This is a genomic window from Couchioplanes azureus (assembly GCF_014648355.1).
In the GTDB taxonomy this organism is placed as follows: domain Bacteria; phylum Actinomycetota; class Actinomycetes; order Mycobacteriales; family Micromonosporaceae; genus Actinoplanes; species Actinoplanes azureus.
Window position 1 is genome coordinate 35,846 of record NZ_BMQY01000016.1, and the last position, 18,916, is coordinate 54,761.

The following is an 18,916-nucleotide window of genomic DNA, read 5'->3' on the forward strand; positions in this document are numbered from 1 at the left end:
GTGGGCCGCCTCGGTCGTCCGTCGCCGGCTACACCCGCGCGCCGCGCTGGGCCTGGATGTACTCGTCGGCGTGGTGGATGGTGGCCGTGCTGTTCCGGCTCAGCGCCTTGCGCACGAAGTCTCTCGCCTCGTCGATGGTGGCCGACTCACCGAGCACCCGCGGTACCGCCGACGGGATGAGCACGACGCTGTGCGTGGACGTCACCACCGCGCCGTCGCCGTCCGGCGTGAACTTCCAGCAACCGGTGTGCACCGACATCAAGGCCGGCGGCCGCAGCTGCTTGTACGCGATGGTGTCGAACGGCAGGCAGACACGGATCGACTCCGTGGTGTGCGTGGACCCGTCGGCGATCGTGGTGTCCATCTCCATCCGCTGCACGCCGGCCATCAGCTCGGTGAGCTCGACCCGGGCCACGTGGGCGATCCGTTCCGGCCAGCGCGCCGCGTCGTGGATGAACTCGTACATGTCTTGGGCGCTACTGCGCACCCGTACCGTGTCGTCGAACGTCAGGGCCAGCGCGCCGCGCTCGTCGTGCTGTTCCGCGGCGAGGCGCAGCGAGGCCAGTTCCGACGTGCTGTTGCGGTCCACCGCCCGGCGAATCCAGTCGAGGTGCTCGGGGCTGTCGTCGACGGCGCGGAAGTCGTGCAGCAGCGTGACGTGGGAGCCACCGTCCGGCCGGCGGCGCACGATCCACTCCCCGCCCATGGCGGCCACCGGGTGCTGGGACACCTCCTGGCGGAAGCGCACCCGCAGACCGTCCGGGTCGAGTTCCCGACGCGACGTCCAGCTCTTCACCTCGCCGTTGGCGGTGGCCCAGATCCGGATGCGCTCGTCGGTGTCGCTCCGTTCGAGGTGCTCGACGTGCACCGACGGCGGGAACACCTGCGGCCATGTGGTCACCGCGCGGATCAGGTCGAAGACCCGCTGCGGCGGAGCATCCACGTCGATCTCGTGGGTCAGCTCATGTGACGCGGAACTAGTCATGGTCCATTCCTCCTTGGCCCGGGCCGGGCTAGTAGTTGCCGAGGCCGCCGCAGACGTTGAGCGCCTGCGCGGTGATCGAGGCCGCGGCGGGCGAGGCAAGGTAGCCGACGAACGCCGCCACCTCCTGCGGCGTCGCGTACCGCCCGAGCGGGATCTTGGCCTCGAACTTCTCCAGGATGGCTGCCTCGGTGGTCTTCCAGAACTCGGCGTAGCCCTCGCGTACCCGCTGGGCCATCGGCGTCTCGACATAGCCGGGGCACACCGCGTTGACCGTGATGCCGCCGCCCGCCAGCTCCAGGCCCAGCGCCTTGGTGAACCCGACCACCCCGTGCTTGGACGCCGAGTACGGGGCCCCGTACACCACGCCCTGCTTGCCGCCGGTGGAAGCGATGTTGATGATCCGGCCGTATCCCTTGTCGAGCATCCCGCCGGTAGTGAGAACCTCGCGGGTCACCCGGAAGACACTGTTGAGGTTGGTCTCCATCACGTCGAGCCACAGCTCGTCGGTGATGTGGGCGGTGGCACCGCCACCGCTGCGCCCGGCATTGTTGACCAGGATGTCCACCGGGCCGAAACGTTCCGCCGCGGCCGCCGCCAGGCTACGTACCTGGGCGGTGGAGCGTACGTCGCAGACCTGGCCGTCCACGTCCAGGCCTCGCCCGGTGAGCTCCTTGACGGTCTGCGTGACCGACTCGGCGGTACGGGCACATATGAAGACCCGCGTTCCGGCCTCCGCGAGGAGCTCTGCGACGGCAAGGCCGATACCGCTGGTGGCTCCGGTGACGATCGCGACCTGCTGTGCCGGTCCTGACATCTGACCTCCTGACGCGTTCCGGCGCCGCGGTCACCAGGAGAGTCCGGCGTGCCGCGCCGAGGGATGGTGCGAACCACGCTGACAGGGGTCACTCAAGATCCGCTTGACCGCGTCGGGGCGATTTCCTGGTCAATTCGTTCTTGAGTAATTTCCTAGAACCGCGTCCCACGGTTGTTGCGGGAATGGCCGGGCGGGCCGTACGGCCAAAGGTGGGACGAGGAGGAAATCGACATGGCGGATCGGGATATCCCGGTCACCGGCGGCGAGGGAGTTGTCTTCGTCAACCGCTTCACCGTGCAGGCACAGCCAGAACACTTCGAGCGCATATTCGCGGACACCTCCGCGTACTTCGCCCGTCAGCCGGGCTTCGTGCGCCACACCCTCGTCCGGCACGTGGACCAGCCGGGCGCCTACGTGAACATCGCCCAGTGGCGCGACGCTTCCTCCCTGCGCCAGGCGGTGGCACACCCGGACTTCGGCCCGCACGCCGCTGCCCTGCGGGCCATCAGCACCAGCGATCCGAACCTGTACGAGGTGTGCCAGCACCAGTCGGTGGATCAGCGCGCCCCGGAGGCGGACCGACGTGAGGGTGTGAAGTGAATCGTTCTGCGGCGATCACGGGTATCGGAGTGGTCGCGCCCGACGCCATTGGGAAAAAACGTTTCTGGGATCTGCTTTCGACGGGTCGCACGGCGACCCGTACCATTTCTTCCTTCGACCCGGCGCCGTTTAGGTCCCAGATAGCGGCGGAATGCAATTTCGAGCCGCAGCGCGAGGGCCTGACGCCCCAGCAGATCCGGCGGATGGACCGCGCCACGCAGTTCGCGGTGGTCTCCGCCCGGGAGTCCGTGCAGGACAGCGGACTGCTGCCCGGCGCCGTGGATCCGGCGCGCACCGGCGTGGTGATCGGCAGCGCGGTCGGCTGCACGATGAGCTTGGAAGACGAGTACAAGGTGGTCAGCGACGGCGGGCGGCTCTGGCTCGTCGACCCCCGGTACGCGGTGGCGCATCTGTTCGACTACTTCGTACCCAGCTCGATCGCCGCCGAGGTGGCCTGGGACGTCGATGCTCAAGGCCCGGTGTCGCTGGTGTCCACCGGATGCACGTCCGGGCTGGACGCCGTCGGACGGGCGGCGGACCTGATCCGGGACGGTGCGGCCGACGTCATGATCGCCGGCGCGACCGACGCTCCCATCTCACCGATCACGGTGGCGTGCTTCGACGCGATCAAGGCCACCACACCGCGCAACGACGAGCCGGCGACCGCCTCGCGGCCGTTCGACCGGTCCCGCAACGGATTCGTCCTCGGTGAGGGCTGCGCGGTGTTCGTTCTCGAGGAGCTCAACCATGCCCGGGCTCGCGGCGCTCACGTGTACGCGGAGCTCTCCGGCTTCGCCACCCGCTCGAACGCCTTCCACATGACCGGCCTGCGGCCGGACGGCGCGGAGATGGCGGAAGCCATCCGGGTCGCACTCGGCCGGGCCGGCGTCGCCCCGACCGCGATCGACTACGTCAACGCGCACGGCTCGGGCACCCGGCAGAACGATCGGCACGAGACGGCGGCGTTCAAACGCAGCCTCGGCGCCCACGCGTACGAGGTGCCGGTGAGTTCCATCAAGTCGATGATCGGCCACTCGCTGGGCGCCATCGGCTCGCTGGAGATCGCCGCATGTGTGCTGGCGATGCAGAACAACCTGGTGCCGCCGACCGCGAACCTGCACGAGCCGGATCCGGAATGCGACCTGGACTACGTCCCGCTCAAGGCCCGCGAGCACCGCGTCGACACCGTGCTGAGCGTCGGCAGCGGCTTCGGCGGCTTCCAGAGCGCCATGGTGCTGACCAGCCCCGACCGGATGGAGCCGTGATGACGGCGGCAGTGGTCACCGGCATGGGCGTCATCGCACCGACCGGTCTCGACGCGGACGAGCACTGGAACAGCATCATCGGGCGGCGCAGCGGAATCCGCCAGATCACCCGGTTCGACGCGGAGCAGTACGCCAGCAAGCTGGCCGGCGAAGTCGACGGCTTCGACGCGTCCGCGTACCTACCGAGCCGGCTGTTGCCGCAGACCGACCACATGACGCGGATGGCGCTCGCAGCAGCCGACATGGCGTTGCGGGACGCCGGGGTCGGCGCGGACTCCCTCGGCGGCTTCGACGTGGGTGTCGTCACGGCCAGCACCGCCGGCGGGTTCGAGTTCGGGCACCACGAGCTGCACAAGCTGTGGAGCAAGGGTCCCGAGCATGTCAGCGCCTACCAGTCGTTCGCCTGGTTCTATGCCGTCAACACGGGTCAGATCTCCATCCGGCATGGCGCCCGCGGGCCGAGCGGGGTGTTGGTCACCGACGAGGCCGGCGGCCTCGACGCGGTCGGACAGGCCCGCCGGTACGTACGCGGTGACCAACCGGTCATGATCACTGGTGGGGTCGACGGATCGCCCTGCCCCTGGGGATGGGTGGCGCACCTCGCGGGCGGTGGCCTCAGCACCCGACAAGACCCGGCACGCGCGTTCCTGCCGTTCGACGAGGACGCCGACGGACATGTCCCCGGCGAGGGCGGGGCCCTGCTGGTGGTCGAGTCGAAGACGGCGGCACAGGCCCGCGGCGTGCGGTCCTGGTATGGCGAGATCGCCGGGTACGCCGCCACGTTCGATCCGGCGCCCGGCTCCGGCGCGCCGCCCAATCTGCGCCGGGCCGCCGAGCTGGCCCTGGCGGACGCAGGCCTGACGCCCGCGGACGTCGACGTCGTTTTCGCCGACGCGGCCGGGGAGCCGGCCGCGGACGACGCCGAATCGGCCACGCTGCGCGAACTGTTCGGACCGTACGGCGTCCCGGTGACCGCGCCGAAGACGATGACCGGTCGCCTGGGCGCCGGTGGGGCGGCCCTGGATCTCGCTACCGCGCTGCTGGCCATCCGGCACTCACTCGTACCGCCGACGGCCAACGTGACGCGGCTCTGCGCGAGGCACGAGATCGACCTGGTGCTCGAGCCGCGGCCGATGGCCATCTCACACGCGCTGGTCCTGGCCCGAGGCCGGAACGGGTTCAACGCCGCCATGGTGATCGCGGCCCCGGCAGTCAGATAGCCCAAGCGCACGAACAGGAGAAGACATGACACAGCTGACTCTCGACGGGCTCCGGAAGATTCTGCTCGAGTGCGCCGGAGAGGACGAAGGGGTCGACCTCAACGGCGACATCCTCGACGTCGACTTCGCCGATCTCGGATACGACTCGCTGGCGCTGCTGGAGACCGCGGGCCGGATCCAGCGGCAGTTCGACGCCCGGCTCGACGACGAGGCCGTCGTCGAGGCGCGTACCCCGCGGGCCCTGATCGACCTGACGAACCGCGCGCTCGTGCACGTTTCCTGACGAGTGCCGCCCCGAGCCCGTTAACGACCAAGAGGAGCACCACGGTGAGCAACCACATCGATGTCGTCCGCCGGATGGTCGACGCCTACAACACCGGCAACACCGACGACGTGGACGAGTACATCCACCCCGAGTACCTCAACCCCGCCTCCCTGGAGCACATGGACCTGCGCGGGCCCGAGGCCTTCGCAATGGCGGTCAAGTGGCTGCGGATGACCTTCTCGGAGGAGGTGCACCTGGAGGAAGTGCGCATGGAACAGCGCGGCGACTGGGTGCGGGCGTACCTCGTGCTGTACGGCCGCCACGTCGGCGACCTGGTCGGCATGGCGCCGACCGGCCGGCGGTTCTCCGGCGAGCAGATCCACCTCATCCGGCTGGTCGACGGCAAGATTCGCGATCACCGTGACTGGCCCGACTACCAGGGCACCTACCGGCAGCTCGGCGACCCGTGGCCGGAGCCGGCCGGCTGGCGGGAGTGACGCGCGCCCGCGCACGGTGATGACGTGCGACTGTCCGGCCGAGTTCGACCGCGGCAGGACAGCCGGCGCCGAGCCCGGTTCCCACCCGTCCTTGAGGACCACCGCCCACGCTGAACGAGTCCCGCCTTGAGGAGGCTTCCGTGCGCCTGATCGATCTGTCCTCGGCCATCGACGCCGCGGCGTATGAACCCGATCCGATCGAGCACAACGTACTGACCCCCCGCCAGGGCGCGCTGCACATGCAGTCGGAGATGCGGAGCCACTTCGGACTGGAGTTCGACCCGGACGTCCTTCCGGACGGCGAGTTCCTCTCCCTGGACCGGCTCAGCCTGACCAGTCACACCGGCACCCACGTCGACGCACCGTCGCATTACGGGTCCCGCACCACCTACGGTGACGGCACGCCCCGGCACATCGACGAGATGCCGCTGGAGTGGTTCCTCAATCCCGGCGTCGTGCTGGACCTGACCGGCTACGGCACGGGCGTGGTGGGAGCCGCAGACGTCGAGAAGGAGTTCGCCCGCATCGGGCACACCCCGCGCGACGGCGAGATCGTGCTGCTGAACACCGGGGCACAGGACCGGGCCGGCACCCCGGCGTACTTCACCGACTTCGTCGGCCTGGACGCGTCCGCCGTGCACCTGTTGCTCGACCTGGGAGTCCGGGTGATCGGTACGGACGCATTCAGCCTTGATGCGCCGTTCAACGACATCCTCGAGCGCTACCGGCGCACCGGCGACCGCTCGGTGCTGTGGCCGGCGCACTTCGCAGGGCGGCACCGCGAGTACTGCCAGATCGAACGCCTGGCGAATCTGTCCCTTCTTCCGGCGTACGGGTTCCAGGTCTGCTGCTTCCCCGTGAAGATCACCGGCGCTGGTGCGGGCTGGACCCGGGCAGTCGCCCTACTCGAGGACTAGCGGCGGCGGCAATCCGCATGCCCGCGGTGAGGAACGGAGAGGTAATGCCGCAGGTCACCCTGATCGAAGCGTTTGTCGCGCACGCACGACGCCGTCCGGACGCGCCCGCCCTGGTCTGGCGCCAGGAGGAGATCAGCTACGGCCGGCTGCACCAGCTCGCTCAGCAACAGCGTGACCGGCTGGCGGCGCTGACCGACGGCGCGGCCGATCCCGTCGCGCTGCTGGCCGAGAAGTCTCCCCACGGCATCGCCCTCATCGTCGCCTGCCTGCTCGACGGGCGCCGTTTCCTGCTGCTCGCGCCCACCACTCCACCCGAGGTGCAGCAGAGTCTCGCCCGCCAGGCGGGCTGCGCTCTCCTGGTCTCCCCCGACGCGGACCGGCGCCTGCACCGGCCACCCGGGGCCGAGGCTCCGGCGGGCGAGGTCTCGTTCATGTTGACCACCTCCGGCTCGACGGGAACACCGAAGATCGTGCCGCTGCCGGACGGCGCAGTCGACCGGTTCACCCGGTGGGCACACGAGCAGTTCGACCTGGGCCCTGGCCGTAGCGTGCTGAACTACGCGCCGCTCAACTTCGACCTGTGCCTGCTGGATGTCTGGGCCACCCTGCGGTACGGCGGGCGCGTCGTCCTGGTCGACCCGGCGCAGGCCTTGCACCCGCCGCACCTGGTCGAGCTGATGCGCCGCAACCGGGTACATGTCGTGCAGGCGGTGCCGCTGTTCTACCGGCTCGTCGTCGAGGCGCAGCAGGGCTCGTCCTTCACCGACCCCGAGCACGTCATCTTCACCGGCGACACGCTCCCGCGCCGCTACCTCGGCGAACTGCCCTCGCTGTTCCCCCACGCGCGGATCTGGAACGTCTACGGATGCACCGAGACCAACGACAGCCTGATGTACGAGGTTGATCCGGCCCGGCTGCCCGACGGCCCGGTCCCGCTGGGCAACCCCCTACCGGGCGTGACAGCCGTGGTCGTGAACGCCGACGGCACCCTGCTGACCGGACCGGGAACGGGCGAGCTGTACGTGTCCACCCCGTTCCAGGCCGAGGACTACCTGGGCGGGACCGCCGGCGACCGCTTCGGGTGCGTACCGAACGGCGCATACCCGGACCGCCGCTTCTTCCGCAGCGGCGACCTGGTGCGCCGGCACCCCGATGGGGAGCTGACCCTCGAGGGACGCACCGACTTCCAGGTGAAGATCCGCGGTACCCGCGTCAACACCCAGGAAGTCGAACGAGTCCTGCTCGAACACCCGGACGTGATCGAGGCGGCCGTCATCGTCGTCCCGGACCCGAACCTCGGCCGGAGCCTGCACGCAGTGTTACGGCGTACCCCGGACAGCACGCTCGACAGCTTGGTGCTGCGGCGGCACTGTGCGGCTTCCCTGTCACCGACCGCGATCCCCGCCACCCTCCGCATCACCGACGAGCCACTCCCCCGGACCTCGACCGGGAAGGTCGACCGGACCTTCGTCGGTGTCCGGGAGTCGTCATGACCATCAACAAGGGAGCCGAGTTGAATCACGAGCTGGCCATCAAGCAGTTCATCGTCGAGGAATTCCTGCCGGACGTGCGCGCCGACGGGCTTGCGAGCGACTACGACCTGATCGGCGGTGGCGTCCTCGACAGTCTCGGACTGCTCAAGGTGATCGCCTGGCTGGAGCACCGCTTCGAGATCAGCGCCGACGACATCGATCTCGCCCCGGAGAGCTTCCGGTCCGTCTCGACGATCGCCGAGTTCGTCGCGGTCGCCCCCGACCGAGGGCGGGAGTGAGAAGCCGTGCATGAAGCCGTCGCTGCGCTGGTTAACGGGGACCGCCGGGTCGACCTCAGGATGTGGCGTTCGTTCTGGAACCAGCTCGACGGCGGACGCATCACCCAGGCGGACGCGGTCGCGCTGCTGGCGTCGCTGTCGACGCGGATGCCCGCCGCCGAACAGCTCGACTGTTTTCTGCTGTCCCTCGCCGAACGCCGGCCCGAGCAGACTCGGGCTCTGCCCGACACCGTCAACGTCGTAGGAACCGGCGGGGGGCCGTCGACCTTCAACATCTCCACGGCGGCGGCCCTGGTGGCGGCGGCCCTGGGCATCCGGGTCATCAAGACCGGTTCCCGGGCCTACACGAGCCGGCACGGTTCGATCGATCTGCTGGAACGCCTCGGCATCCGACCGGCGACGTCCTCCGCGTCGATGGTCGACGGCCTGCAGCGACACGGCATCGCCTTCGCCGGCGATTTCGTCTACCCCCGCGAGCTGCGGTTGCTCGCCCGGACACTGTTCCCGGTGCCCCTGCGCACGCTCGGTCGTTTCATCAACACCATTGGCCCGTTCCTGGCCGACGTGCCCGTGACTGCCCAGGTGACGGGCGTTTCCGACCGGAGGATGCTGCCGACCCTGCGGGCCGTGGCGGCGCGCCGCCACGGCTGCCGCACCTGGCTGGTCGCCAACGACCACGGCGTCGACGAGTTGCTCAGCTTCGCCGACAACGTCATCCATCCCAATGACGGTGGGGAGGACGTACGGGTGGGCCACGCCCAGCTCGGCCTGCTGCCCGGCGACCTCAGCGAGCTGGCGCCGGTACACGCCGACGACGCGCTGGTCGATCACTTCACCACCGTGGTGTCCGGCCGGGCCGGCAAAGTCGCCACGCAGACGGTCTGCCTCAACGCCGCGGCGCTCGTACTGGCGTCCGGGAAAGCGACGAGCTGGTCCGTCGCGATGGCCGAGGCCGAGGCCGCGATGCGTGACGGCGCGGTGCGCAGCCTGCTCGACCGGCTCCGCACAGCCAACGGTGCCCTGGCGGTGTCGACCCGTGGCTGAGTTCTTTCCCCGGCGCGCCGACGGGCCCGGCCTGGCCCTGTTCCTCAACGCCGGCGATCCACCACTGGACCAGCTCACCGACGTGGCGCTGATGCTGGACGAGTCCGGTGTCGACTGCCTGGAGCTGGCGGTGCCGTTCCCGGATTCGGTCACCGACGGGCCGGTCATCCGCCGGTCCGCGGCCAGGGCGCTGGCTCGCGGTACAGGCCTGGATGACGTCCTGAGCTTCGTGTCCGGTGTCCGCGGCCGTCTGCGCAACCTGCGGATCGTCCTACTGGCCGACTGGAGCTACACCGTCCGCCCACTGCGCGAGCCGGCTTTCCTGCTGAAGGTAGCCGACTCGGGCGCAGACGCTCTGCTGGTGCACGCCCTGCCGCCGGTACTGCGCACCGACTACCTGAAGGCCGCCGAGCGAGCCGCCGTCCCGGTGGTCACCACCTGCTACGCGAACTCTCGTGATGAGGTCATCGGGGACGCGGCGCTGGCGACCGCCTACACCTACCTGGTGGCGACGTACGGCCGCAGCGGCACCGTCGCCGCTCACGGCTACGCCGGCCTCTCCGACGTCGTCAGCCGTCTTCGGGCACGGGCCTCCGCACCGATCGCGGTCGGCTTCGGTGTCCGATCCGCCGCCGACCTCGCTGCCGTGGCTGCGACCGGAGCGGACGCCGCGGTGGTCGGCAGCGCGGCCGTCGCCCGGCTGGAACAGGCCACGGCGCAGCAGCGCGACGTCACAGACACGCTCAGCCGGTTCATCGGCGAGCTCCGCAGCGACAGCACATCCACCCGATAGGAGACACAGATGATCATCCGTTCCTGGGACAAGGTTCCGAACGTCGACTGGGGCAATGGCACGAGCAGGCGGTTCCTGCTCGCGGCGGACGGGCTCGGCTTCACCATCACCGACACCACGGTGACCGCCGGGACCAAGAGCCGGCTCGAGTACCGGCGGCACCTGGAAGCCTGCTACTGCATCGAAGGCCGCGGCGAGGTGGTCGACATCGACGGCAACTCGCACGCGCTCGAGCCGGGTGTTCTCTACGCCCTCGATGCTCACGACCCGCACTTCCTGGTCGCCTCCCCGGAGGAGGACCTGCGCCTGGTCTGTGTCTTCTCCCCCGCGCTGCAGGGCGACGAGCGGCACAACCTCGACGGCGACGGCTTCTCGCAGTACTGACCGGCGATTCTGATGATGTGGACGGAGGAGCAGAAGGCGCTCAGGGCCGGCCTCGCCGCCTGCCTGCCGGCGGTGAACGAGGGGCACCTCGAGCGGGACGCGGCCGCCCGGTTTCCCGCGGAGGCCTGGAAACTGGTGGCGGACACCGGTGTCCTCGGCCTGGCCGTGGACGAGCGGTACGGCGGGCTTGGCCAGAACCTGCTGACCACGATGTACGTGCTCGAAGGCCTCGGTGAGGGCTGCCGTGACGCCGGCCTGAGCTTCTCCGTCTCCACACACATGGTGAGCACCGGCGTGGCGCTGCAGCGGTTCGGTTCCGCGCGGCTGAAGGCCGAGTACCTGCCGGCAGTGAGCGCAGGCACGGCGATCGGTGCGCATGCGATCACCGAACCGGACAGCGGATCGGACGCCTTGGCCATGCGGACCCGGGCCATTCGCGACGGCGACCACTTCGTCCTGAACGGAAGCAAGGCGTTCGTGAGCAACGGTCCGGTGGCCGACATGGTGGTGGTGTACGCGCGCACCCACCCGGACGCGGGCCCGCTGGGAATCACCGCCTTTCTGGTTCCGGCGGACACTCCCGGTCTCGTCCGCGGCCAGCCGATCGCCAAGATGGGGCTGCGCACGTCGCCGCTGTGCGAGCTGTTCCTCGACGACTGCCGGATACCCGCCTCCCACGTGATCGGCCGGGTCGGGGGTGGTTTCCTCGTCCTGGACCACGTCATGCAGTGGGAGATCCTCTGCTCGTTCGTCATCAAGACAGGCGAGATGCAGCACCGGCTGGACCGCTGCCTGGAGTACGCCCGCACCCGGCGCCAGTTCGGGCAGGCCATCGGATCCTTCCAGGCCGTCGCCCACAAGCTGGTCGACATGAAGATCCAGCTCGAGACCGCCCGCTCGTGGTTGTTCGCCACGGCCGAGCGGTCCCTGCGAGGCGAGAACATCACCACCGACGTCGCCATCGGCAAGCTGCTGTCCAGCGAGGGCAATGTCGCGTCCGCACTGGCGGCCGTGCAGATCTTCGGCGGCAACGGCTACACCACGGAGTACGGCTTGGAGAAGGACCTCCGCGACGCGGTCGCCGGAACCATCTACTCCGGGACGTCCGAGATCCAGCGCAACCGCATCGCGTCGATGCTGGGTCTGTAAGCGCGCTTCGCCGGAGGCGGAGCCGGAGAACCGAGGACCCCAGATGTCAAAGCACGACACCGCAACGGCCGACTCGGGCCTGCGCGCGACGGAGTTCCTGGACTTCCACGCCACGGAGGTCCAGGCATTCATGGCCGGGATCCCCGGGGACCAGGAGGCGACCCCGCGCGAGCGTGCGGTCTGGCTGTACTACCGGGTGCGCGACCGGATCCGATACGAGATCTACGACGCCGACCTGTCCCGGGACGGGATGCGGGCCAGCCGGATCGCCGCGTCCGGCACCGGCATGTGCCTGCACAAGTCGGTCTTGTACGCCGCCTGCCTGAGGGCCATCGGCCTGCCCAGCCGGCTGGTTCTGACCGATGTGCGCAACCATCTGGCGTCGCCGCGGCTCAAGACGCATCTGGGCGGTGACGTCTTCCACCAGCACTGCCTCACCTCGGTGCGGCTGGACGGCCGGTGGATACGGGCCACGCCGGTGTTCAACCGGACGCTGTGCAGGTTGTACGGCATGGCTCCGCTGGAGTTCGACGGGCTCGCCGACAGCGTGCACCACCCGTACGACCAGACCGGACGCCGCCACATGGAATTCCTGCGCGAGCACGGCGAGTTCGACGACCTGCCGTACGAGTTCGTGATCGGGGACCTGCGCGCGGCGCACCCCGGTCTGTTCGGCAGCCGCGTTCGGCTGCGGCCGGGGTCGCTCGAGGCGGATGTGGCCGGGTGACCGCCGTCAAGGTGTGCGGCGCGGTGAGCGCCGACGACGTCGCGACGGTCGCCGCGGGCGGCGCCGACCTGGTCGGTCTGTGGCACGGCGTCGACGGCGGTCATGCGGAGTTGCCCATGGATCGTCTCGTCACGCTGGCCGGGACGGCCGCGGCGCTGGGCCTACAAGCGGTCCTGGTCACCTTGCTGCGTGATGCGCGGCGACTCGGCGACCTCATCCGGACCAGCGCGGTGCCCATGGTCCAACTGCACGGCTACCAGCCGCCGGGCGTCGTGCGGGCCGTCAAGGCGCACGCGGAGGTGACCGTGGTCAAGGTTCTGCACGTCGGGCCGGAAGGCTGCCCGGAACTGGGCCTCATCGACGCGTACCTGCGGGCCGGCACAGATCTGTTCCTGATCGACGCCGCGACCGGAGACGGCCGGCTCGGCAGCACCGGCCGACGGGTGGCCGCCGACCAGGTGCTGGCGCTGGCCGACCGGTGCGGCGCGCCATTCCTGCTGGCCGGCGGCATCGACGCACGGCTCGGTACGCACGAGCCTGTGGCGGGGCATCCGCTGTTCCACGGTGTCGACGTCGACACCGGCGCGCGGGACACCGCCGGCCGGCTCGACCGCGGGCGGATCACGGACATCGTCCGTACGTGGCGCGCCGCGCCAACGGTGGTGCCGCGGTGAGTGACGACTTCGCCGCCGCCCTCCGAGCCGCCGCCCGGCCGGTCGTGATGGAGGTCAAGCGGAGTACCGGTGACGGTACGGACCTGCTGGGCGACCGCCGGGTGGCGGACCTGGTCGCGGCGTTCCACGACGCCGGCGCGCCGTGCCTGTCGGTCGTCACCGGCCGTTGGTTCGGCGGCTCCATCGACCTGCTGCGGGAGGTCCTTGCGCTGACCGTCCGGCCAGTACTGCAGAAAGACTTCCTCACCCGGCGTTCGCAGCTGGTGGCCGCCCGCCGCCTCGGCGTGTCGGCCGTGCTGCTCACCGCCCGCCTGCTGCCGCGGGACACGCTGGCTCACCTCACCGAGGCGGCGTTGGAGCTGGGGCTGACACCCTTCGTGGAGGTGGCGGACGCGGCGGAGGCGGCCGCCGTGCACCTCGGCGAGCACTGTGTCGTGGCGGTCAACAACAAGGACATCGGCACCCGGGAACGCGGCGCCGCCGATCTCGACCGGAGCCGGCAGCTGCTGCCCACCGTCCGGGCAACCGGGACGGCCTGCCCGGTCAGCGCGAGCGGGATCACGGCACCGGCCGACGCGGCGGAGTTGCTGGACCTCGGCTACGCCGGTCTGCTGGTCGGCACCGGCCTGCTCGGCGCCATCGATCCGGCGGATTGGCTCACGGAGGTCGACCGTCACCGCCGGGCCCGGACGCCGCGGTGAGCGCGCGATCCGCAGCGCCGGGGTTGTCGGTCCGGGCGGCGCTCGCCGACCTGCGCCGGCGCACCCCCGGCCGGGTGCACCGGCACACCGCGGTGGACCTTGACGGGGTGGCTGCGCACTTCGCCACCCGGTACGCCGGCATTCCGGCCACCCCGTGGTCGCGGCCGGAGGACGTGGCGCTCTACGACGCGGCACCCGACTCGCCGTTCCCCGTCCTGCTCGGCCTCTACGGCGACGCGGCGAGGGTGGCCGGCTGGCTGCCCGGCCTGCCGGGCAGGGTCACCGTGGACACCGTGCGCGAGATGCTCACCTCCGTCCGCGAGCCGCACCTGCGCCGACGCGGTGCCGCGTGCCAGCAGCGCGACCATGGCACCGCTCTGCAGGAACTGCCGGCGCTGCGCACGACCGGGCGGGATGCCGGGCCGTTCGTGACGATGGGGCTGGTGCTCGCGACGGACCCGGCTACCGGCGCGACGGCGATGTCCACCCACCGGATGCTGATTCTCGGCCCCGACCGGCTCACGATCTGGATGGTCCCGGGGCGGGAGCTCCGAGCCCTGCACGAGTCTGCGCTGCGGCGTGGTGAGCGGCTGCCCGTATCGATCAACATCGGTGCCCCGCCCGCTGCGGTGATCGCCTCCGCGGTGGCGTCCCGCTTCCTCCCGGCGGGAATCAGCAAGCTCGGCCTCGCCGGCGCGCTGGCCGGTGTGCCGATCACGCTTGCGCCGGCCCGGACCCAGCCGACGCCGGTGCTGGCCGAGACCGAGATCGTGATCGAGGGCTACCTGGACGACACCACGGCGGACGAACGACCCGACGGCGGCACGTCGTTGCCGGAGTTCCTCGGGTACGACGGCACCGCCCATCGGAGCGTGCCCGTGGTGACGGTGACGGGGATGACCAGCCGCCGGTCCTCGGTGTACGAGGCGGTGATCGGCCCAGGACGTGAGCAGTCGGTGATCCTCGGTATGGCCGGTGAGCTGTCTGTGATCCTGTCGGGTATCGACCATGCCGACTGGGCGCTGATCGCCGACCTGCATTTCGCGCCGGCGGGCGGCGGCATGCTGCTGCTCGTCATGAGCGTCCGTAAACCCACGCCCGCGGCCGAACGACGGCTCGGCCGCCTCGCGTGGCGGATCTTCGAGATGCACCCCTTCCTCAAGACGATCGTCATGGTGGATGAGGACGTGGACATCAGCGCGCCCGAGGACGTGCTGTGGGCGATGACCACGCGCGCCAACCTTGCCGCGGATGCTCGGAGCTTCGCCGGCTTCCGCCCCCTGCCGATGGATCCCTCGCAGAGCGACGCCTGGGCGGGCGAACGCGGCGGGCGGGATCGACGGACGGTTGTCGACGCCACGGTCCCACTGCCCCTACGGGCGACCGTGACGCGCAGTTTCCCTGTGGCGCTGCCGACATGGCGACGATAAAGTGCTGGTCAGCGGCCTGTCGGCGGCGCGGCCGCGCCGCCCGGCTCTGACCGGACCGCCCGGCAATCGGATACTATCCGGCTGCGATGACTATCGAGTTCAGTGGTGGTGGAGACCCGGCCCGCAGCCTAGCGCTGCTGTGGCGCACCCACGAGAAGGTCGGGCGCAGCGGGCGGTCGGATCTCAGCGTGGACGGCATCGTCGGCGCCGCCATCGACCTGGCCGACGCCGAGGGTCTCGCCGCCCTGTCCATGCGGCGGGTCGCCGAGCAGATCGGTGTCGGCACGATGTCGCTCTACACCTATGTGCCCGGCAAGGCCGAGCTGATCGATCTCATGCTCGACACGGTGTACGGGGAGACGGCCAAGCCGGCGGAGCAGGCGGGCGGCTGGCGCGCGCGGCTGGAGCAGGTGGCGCGAGAGAACTGGAATCTTTACCGTCGGCACCCCTGGATGCTGCAGGTCGGCACCGCCCGGCCGTCGCTGGGGCCGAATGCCCTGCTCAAGTACGACTATGAGCTACGTGCCGTCGCTGACATCGGCCTCAGTGAGATCGAGATGGACAGCGTGGTGAGCCTGGTTCTCGGCCATGCCGAGGGTGCCGCCCGGCGCGCCCACGAGGCGGTCAGCGCCGAGCAGAGCACCGGCATGACCGATGACCAGTGGTGGCAGGCGAACAGCGTCATGCTGATGAAGGTCATGGACGTCAACCGCTTCCCGATGGCCGCGGCCGTTGGCCAGGCCGTCGGGATGGCGCACGGGACGGCACACGACGCCGCGCACAATTTCGAGTTCGGCCTGCAGCGAATCCTGGAGGGCATCGAGGTGTTCGTGCGGCGCAACACGGACCGCGAGGATGACAGGCCGGGCAAGTCCTGACCAACCGCCGAACGGTGCGGGACGATAACGGGGGATATCGTCCCGCACCGGGCGGCCGCCGCAGGAGCCGGTGTTACCGGCGCCCGGTCAGCGGCTCAGGTTGCGGTACGTGCTGACCGCAAGGGGGAAGAACACGGCGATGATGGCCAAGGGCCAGATCACCGCCATGAGGACGGCGTTCTCGACGACCCACGAGTCGCCCACCACGCCTGGATTCTGGAAGAGGGTCCGGGCTGCGGTCACCGTGGACGACAGCGGATTCCACTCCGCGACCGTCCCGAGCCAGCCGGGCATGGTGTCCGGCGACACGAAAGCGCTGGACAGGAACCCGAGCGGGAACTCGAGTGTCTGCACACCGGTCACCGCTTCGCCCTGGAGGGCCAGACCGAGGTAGATGCCGACCCAGATCAGCGCGAAGCGCAGAAGCAGGATCAGCCCGAAGGCCTGCAACGTGTCACCGGTGGAGCCGTGTGCCTCCCAGCCGATGACCAGGCCGGCGACGACCATGACCGCGAGCGTGAGGACCGAGAAGAACATGTCCGCCGCGGCCCGGCCGATGAGCACCGCGGACGACGCCATGGGCATGGACCGGAACCTGTCGGTGACCCCGCGGTCGACGTCGCTGGTCACCGCGATCGTGGTCAGCCCGATACCGAACAACATGGTCATCGTGAACATGCCCGGCATCAGGAAGTCGCGGTACTCCCCGCCGCCGGGCACCTGCATGGCGCCGCCGAACAGGTAGACGAACATCAGCACGATGAGCACGTTGAACACGAGCGAGAAGATGACGGGACCGGGGTTGCGCATCCAGTGCTGGAAGGCGCGTCCGGTGAGGGTGACGCTGTCGGCGAGGACCCAACGGAGCCGGCCGCCGGCGACAGGGGTGAGGCTCGGGCTGGCGATGCTCAAGAGTTCACCTTCTCTGCGGACTTCTGTACGGGCGTGCGGTTGCCGGTGAGGTGCAGGAACACCTCGTCCAGGGTGGGGCGACGCAACGCCAGGTCATTGATGGCGACGCCCATCTCGTCCAGCGTCCGGACGACCTCGGCGAGCGCGAGCCGGCGATTGTTCACCTGGACGCTCACCTGGCGGTTGTCCTCGTCGATAACGGCCCGGGCGTCCGCCAGCTGGCTCAACGCCTGAGCCGCACTCGGCAGCTCGTGCGCGTCACGCACGACGATGTCGATGCGGTCCCCTCCGAGCTGCGCCTTGAGCTCCGTGGGGCTCCCCTCGGCGATGACCCGGCCTTGATCGATGACATTGATCTGGGAGGCGAGCTGGTCGGCCTCGTCGAGGTACTGCGTGGTGAGCAGCACGGTGGTACCGACACTGACCAGATCGCGGACCGCCTGCCAGACCTCGTTGCGGCTACGCGGGTCGAGACCCACCGTCGGCTCGTCGAGGAACAGCACGGCCGGCGCCAGGATCATGCTGGCTGCGAGGTCGAGCCGCCGCCGCATGCCTCCGGAGTACGCCTTGACCGGCTTACTGCCGGTGTCCGCCAGGCCGAACTGCTGCAGGAGTTCGTCGGCTCGCTGCCGGGCCTGCCGGGCATTGAGGTGGAACAGCCGGCCGAACATGATCAGGTTCTGCTTCCCGCTGAGGACCTCGTCCACTGCGGCGTTCTGGCCCACCAGCCCGATCCGGCTGCGCACCTTGTCCGGCTGCTTGGCCACGTCGTAACCGGCCACCCGGGCAACTCCGCCGTCAAGGCGCAGCAGAGTGGACAGGATGCGCACGGACGTGGTCTTGCCGGCACCGTTGGGACCGAGCAGGCCACACACCGTGCCCTGCGGCACCGTCAGGTTGAAGCCGTCCAAAGCGTTCTTGTCGCCATAGCGCTTGCGCAGTCCTTCCGCCACCACCGCGAGATCACTGGATTGCACTTCGACCCCTTCCAGGGAACTGCCGCATCTTCACAGAAGCCTAACGTACACCATACCGTACGCAGTACGCTAGCCCCTTCGCATGGATGTTCATCAAGGGAGCCGGGCACTGACCGCCCGCTGCTCCACCAGCACTTCAATGCCGTCCAGAACACGGCCGAGGCCGAATTCGAAGGCCTGCTCCGGCTCGTAGGCGCTGCCATACGCCTCGCCGGTCACGGCGCCGACCCGCGCGGCGTGCGGGAAGCGGGATTCGTCGATGATGTTGCGCAGCAGCGGGCCGTTGACCGCCCACCACTGCTGGTCGGTCATGCCGCTGTTCTGCTCCACCTGCGACGCCTCGAACCACCGGCGGGCCGCGCTCTCCACGTGGGCGACCATGAGATTGACGACCGAGTCCATCTCGATCTCGCTCAACCCGATGCCGTCGACGGTCCGCAGCTCGTAGTCGTACTTCGCCACGGCGTTCGGGCCCAACGGCACGCGTCCGTTGGGGATCTGCAGAATCCACGGGTGACGGCGGTACAAGCGCCAGCTCTCCCGGGCGACGAGCTCCAGTTTCGCCCGCCACCCGCCTGGCACCTCGTTCGGGCGCGACATCTCGCCGTAGGCGTGGTCCAGCATGAGATCGACCAGTTCGTTCTTCCCCGGCACGTAGCTGTAGAGCGACATCGTCGCCACGCCGACCGCCTCGGCGATCCGGCGCATGGACACTGCCGCCAGCCCTTCGGCATCGGCGACCTCGATCGCCACCGCAACAATTCTTTCGACGCTGATGTCGGACCTGCCCCGGCGCCGCTGCCGGCCATGCAGCCCCCACAGCAGTGCCAGGCTTCCCGCCGGTCCGCCACTGGCGTTGTCCACGCCCATCGAAACCTCGCCTTCGCATCGCCCTGACGTATGCCCTACCGTA

Annotated in this window: 22 protein-coding genes; 17 read left to right on the forward strand and 5 right to left on the reverse strand. The window is 69.7% G+C overall.

Translation table 11 applies throughout. The features are described from left to right. Nucleotides 1–28: 28 nt before the first annotated feature. Nucleotides 29–985, reverse strand: coding sequence for an aromatase/cyclase (locus tag IEY99_RS32380; RefSeq protein ID WP_189207923.1), 957 nt, complete (start codon nt 983–985; stop codon nt 29–31). A gap of 28 nt (nt 986–1,013) precedes the next feature. Next, the gene (fabG, locus tag IEY99_RS32385) at nt 1,014–1,799 is read right to left on the reverse strand and encodes a 3-oxoacyl-ACP reductase FabG (RefSeq protein ID WP_189207924.1); all 786 of its coding nucleotides are present in this window, start codon (nt 1,797–1,799) and stop codon (nt 1,014–1,016) included. A gap of 231 nt (nt 1,800–2,030) precedes the next feature. On the opposite strand from fabG, the gene IEY99_RS32390 reads away from it, so the two are divergent. From IEY99_RS32390 to IEY99_RS32470, 17 genes are all read left to right on the forward strand, one after another. After that, nucleotides 2,031–2,399, forward strand: a complete 369-nt coding sequence (locus IEY99_RS32390; RefSeq protein WP_189207925.1) for an antibiotic biosynthesis monooxygenase family protein — start codon at nt 2,031–2,033, stop codon at nt 2,397–2,399. Beyond that, entirely contained in the window at nt 2,396–3,664 is a 1,269-nt protein-coding gene (locus IEY99_RS32395; RefSeq protein WP_189207926.1) for a beta-ketoacyl-[acyl-carrier-protein] synthase family protein, read from the forward strand. The genes IEY99_RS32390 and IEY99_RS32395 overlap by 4 nt, the downstream gene beginning before the upstream one ends. Then, nucleotides 3,664–4,884: a ketosynthase chain-length factor gene (locus IEY99_RS32400; RefSeq protein WP_189207927.1), complete on the forward strand. Its 1,221-nt coding sequence runs from the start codon at nt 3,664–3,666 to the stop codon at nt 4,882–4,884. Before IEY99_RS32395 ends, IEY99_RS32400 begins: the two co-directional genes overlap by 1 nt. Nucleotides 4,885–4,909: 25 nt before the next feature. Then, nucleotides 4,910–5,167: an acyl carrier protein gene (locus tag IEY99_RS32405; protein ID WP_189207928.1), complete on the forward strand. Its 258-nt coding sequence runs from the start codon at nt 4,910–4,912 to the stop codon at nt 5,165–5,167. A 44-nt stretch (nt 5,168–5,211) separates the two neighbouring features. Beyond that, the gene (locus IEY99_RS32410; RefSeq protein WP_189207929.1) at nt 5,212–5,646 is read left to right on the forward strand and encodes an ester cyclase; all 435 of its coding nucleotides are present in this window, start codon (nt 5,212–5,214) and stop codon (nt 5,644–5,646) included. Nucleotides 5,647–5,786: 140 nt separating this feature from the next. Beyond that, nucleotides 5,787–6,563, forward strand: a complete 777-nt coding sequence (locus IEY99_RS32415) for a cyclase family protein (RefSeq protein WP_189207930.1) — start codon at nt 5,787–5,789, stop codon at nt 6,561–6,563. Nucleotides 6,564–6,607: 44 nt separating this feature from the next. Continuing rightward, nucleotides 6,608–8,056, forward strand: a complete 1,449-nt coding sequence (locus IEY99_RS32420) for an AMP-binding protein (protein ID WP_189207931.1) — start codon at nt 6,608–6,610, stop codon at nt 8,054–8,056. Then, entirely contained in the window at nt 8,053–8,334 is a 282-nt protein-coding gene (locus IEY99_RS32425) for an acyl carrier protein (RefSeq protein WP_229799466.1), read from the forward strand. The genes IEY99_RS32420 and IEY99_RS32425 overlap by 4 nt, the downstream gene beginning before the upstream one ends. 60 nt (nt 8,335–8,394) lie before the next feature. Further along, the gene (locus IEY99_RS32430; protein ID WP_189207964.1) at nt 8,395–9,378 is read left to right on the forward strand and encodes a hypothetical protein; all 984 of its coding nucleotides are present in this window, start codon (nt 8,395–8,397) and stop codon (nt 9,376–9,378) included. Then, complete coding sequence (trpA, locus tag IEY99_RS32435; RefSeq protein ID WP_189207932.1) at nt 9,371–10,171, forward strand: tryptophan synthase subunit alpha; 801 nt, start codon at nt 9,371–9,373, stop codon at nt 10,169–10,171. Before IEY99_RS32430 ends, trpA begins: the two co-directional genes overlap by 8 nt. Before the next feature lie 9 nt (nt 10,172–10,180). Further along, complete coding sequence (locus tag IEY99_RS32440; protein WP_189207933.1) at nt 10,181–10,555, forward strand: ectoine synthase; 375 nt, start codon at nt 10,181–10,183, stop codon at nt 10,553–10,555. 12 nt (nt 10,556–10,567) lie between these two features. Beyond that, nucleotides 10,568–11,704 carry an acyl-CoA dehydrogenase family protein gene (locus IEY99_RS32445; protein WP_229799467.1) on the forward strand — a complete coding sequence of 379 codons (1,137 nt, stop codon included), beginning with the start codon at nt 10,568–10,570 and terminating at the stop codon, nt 11,702–11,704. 43 nt (nt 11,705–11,747) lie between these two features. Then, nucleotides 11,748–12,431, forward strand: a complete 684-nt coding sequence (locus tag IEY99_RS32450) for a transglutaminase-like domain-containing protein (protein WP_189207934.1) — start codon at nt 11,748–11,750, stop codon at nt 12,429–12,431. Then, nucleotides 12,428–13,105 carry a phosphoribosylanthranilate isomerase gene (locus IEY99_RS32455; RefSeq protein ID WP_189207935.1) on the forward strand — a complete coding sequence of 226 codons (678 nt, stop codon included), beginning with the start codon at nt 12,428–12,430 and terminating at the stop codon, nt 13,103–13,105. Before IEY99_RS32450 ends, IEY99_RS32455 begins: the two co-directional genes overlap by 4 nt. Then, nucleotides 13,102–13,806 carry a beta/alpha barrel domain-containing protein gene (locus IEY99_RS32460; protein WP_189207936.1) on the forward strand — a complete coding sequence of 235 codons (705 nt, stop codon included), beginning with the start codon at nt 13,102–13,104 and terminating at the stop codon, nt 13,804–13,806. The genes IEY99_RS32455 and IEY99_RS32460 overlap by 4 nt, the downstream gene beginning before the upstream one ends. Next, entirely contained in the window at nt 13,803–15,236 is a 1,434-nt protein-coding gene (locus IEY99_RS32465) for a UbiD family decarboxylase (RefSeq protein ID WP_189207937.1), read from the forward strand. The genes IEY99_RS32460 and IEY99_RS32465 overlap by 4 nt, the downstream gene beginning before the upstream one ends. 188 nt (nt 15,237–15,424) lie before the next feature. Beyond that, a complete protein-coding gene (locus tag IEY99_RS32470; RefSeq protein WP_308427107.1) occupies nt 15,425–16,114 on the forward strand; it encodes a TetR/AcrR family transcriptional regulator in 690 nt (229 codons plus the stop codon). A gap of 87 nt (nt 16,115–16,201) precedes the next feature. Here IEY99_RS32470 and IEY99_RS32475 read toward each other — a convergent pair whose 3' ends face one another. The 3 genes from IEY99_RS32475 to IEY99_RS32485 form a co-directional block, all read right to left on the reverse strand. Continuing rightward, nucleotides 16,202–17,026, reverse strand: coding sequence for an ABC transporter permease (locus tag IEY99_RS32475; RefSeq protein WP_189207939.1), 825 nt, complete (start codon nt 17,024–17,026; stop codon nt 16,202–16,204). Then, nucleotides 17,023–18,003 carry an ATP-binding cassette domain-containing protein gene (locus IEY99_RS32480; protein WP_189207940.1) on the reverse strand — a complete coding sequence of 327 codons (981 nt, stop codon included), beginning with the start codon at nt 18,001–18,003 and terminating at the stop codon, nt 17,023–17,025. Before IEY99_RS32480 ends, IEY99_RS32475 begins: the two co-directional genes overlap by 4 nt. Before the next feature lie 93 nt (nt 18,004–18,096). After that, on the reverse strand, nt 18,097–18,873 hold the full coding sequence (locus IEY99_RS32485; RefSeq protein WP_189207941.1) for a TetR/AcrR family transcriptional regulator: 777 nt from the start codon (nt 18,871–18,873) through the stop codon (nt 18,097–18,099). Nucleotides 18,874–18,916: the final 43 nt, after the last annotated feature.

Coding starts and splice junctions, on each gene's coding strand:
- IEY99_RS32445 (WP_229799467.1), top strand. CDS start 10,568: ATGATGTGGACGGAGGAGCAGAAGGCGCTCAGGGCCGGCCTCGCCGCC.
- fabG (WP_189207924.1), bottom strand. CDS start 1,799: ATGTCAGGACCGGCACAGCAGGTCGCGATCGTCACCGGAGCCACCAGC.
- IEY99_RS32400 (WP_189207927.1), top strand. CDS start 3,664: ATGACGGCGGCAGTGGTCACCGGCATGGGCGTCATCGCACCGACCGGT.
- IEY99_RS32405 (WP_189207928.1), top strand. CDS start 4,910: ATGACACAGCTGACTCTCGACGGGCTCCGGAAGATTCTGCTCGAGTGC.
- IEY99_RS32440 (WP_189207933.1), top strand. CDS start 10,181: ATGATCATCCGTTCCTGGGACAAGGTTCCGAACGTCGACTGGGGCAAT.
- IEY99_RS32450 (WP_189207934.1), top strand. CDS start 11,748: ATGTCAAAGCACGACACCGCAACGGCCGACTCGGGCCTGCGCGCGACG.
- IEY99_RS32420 (WP_189207931.1), top strand. CDS start 6,608: ATGCCGCAGGTCACCCTGATCGAAGCGTTTGTCGCGCACGCACGACGC.
- IEY99_RS32390 (WP_189207925.1), top strand. CDS start 2,031: ATGGCGGATCGGGATATCCCGGTCACCGGCGGCGAGGGAGTTGTCTTC.
- IEY99_RS32425 (WP_229799466.1), top strand. CDS start 8,053: ATGACCATCAACAAGGGAGCCGAGTTGAATCACGAGCTGGCCATCAAG.
- IEY99_RS32380 (WP_189207923.1), bottom strand. CDS start 985: ATGACTAGTTCCGCGTCACATGAGCTGACCCACGAGATCGACGTGGAT.
- IEY99_RS32430 (WP_189207964.1), top strand. CDS start 8,395: ATGTGGCGTTCGTTCTGGAACCAGCTCGACGGCGGACGCATCACCCAG.
- IEY99_RS32485 (WP_189207941.1), bottom strand. CDS start 18,873: ATGGGCGTGGACAACGCCAGTGGCGGACCGGCGGGAAGCCTGGCACTG.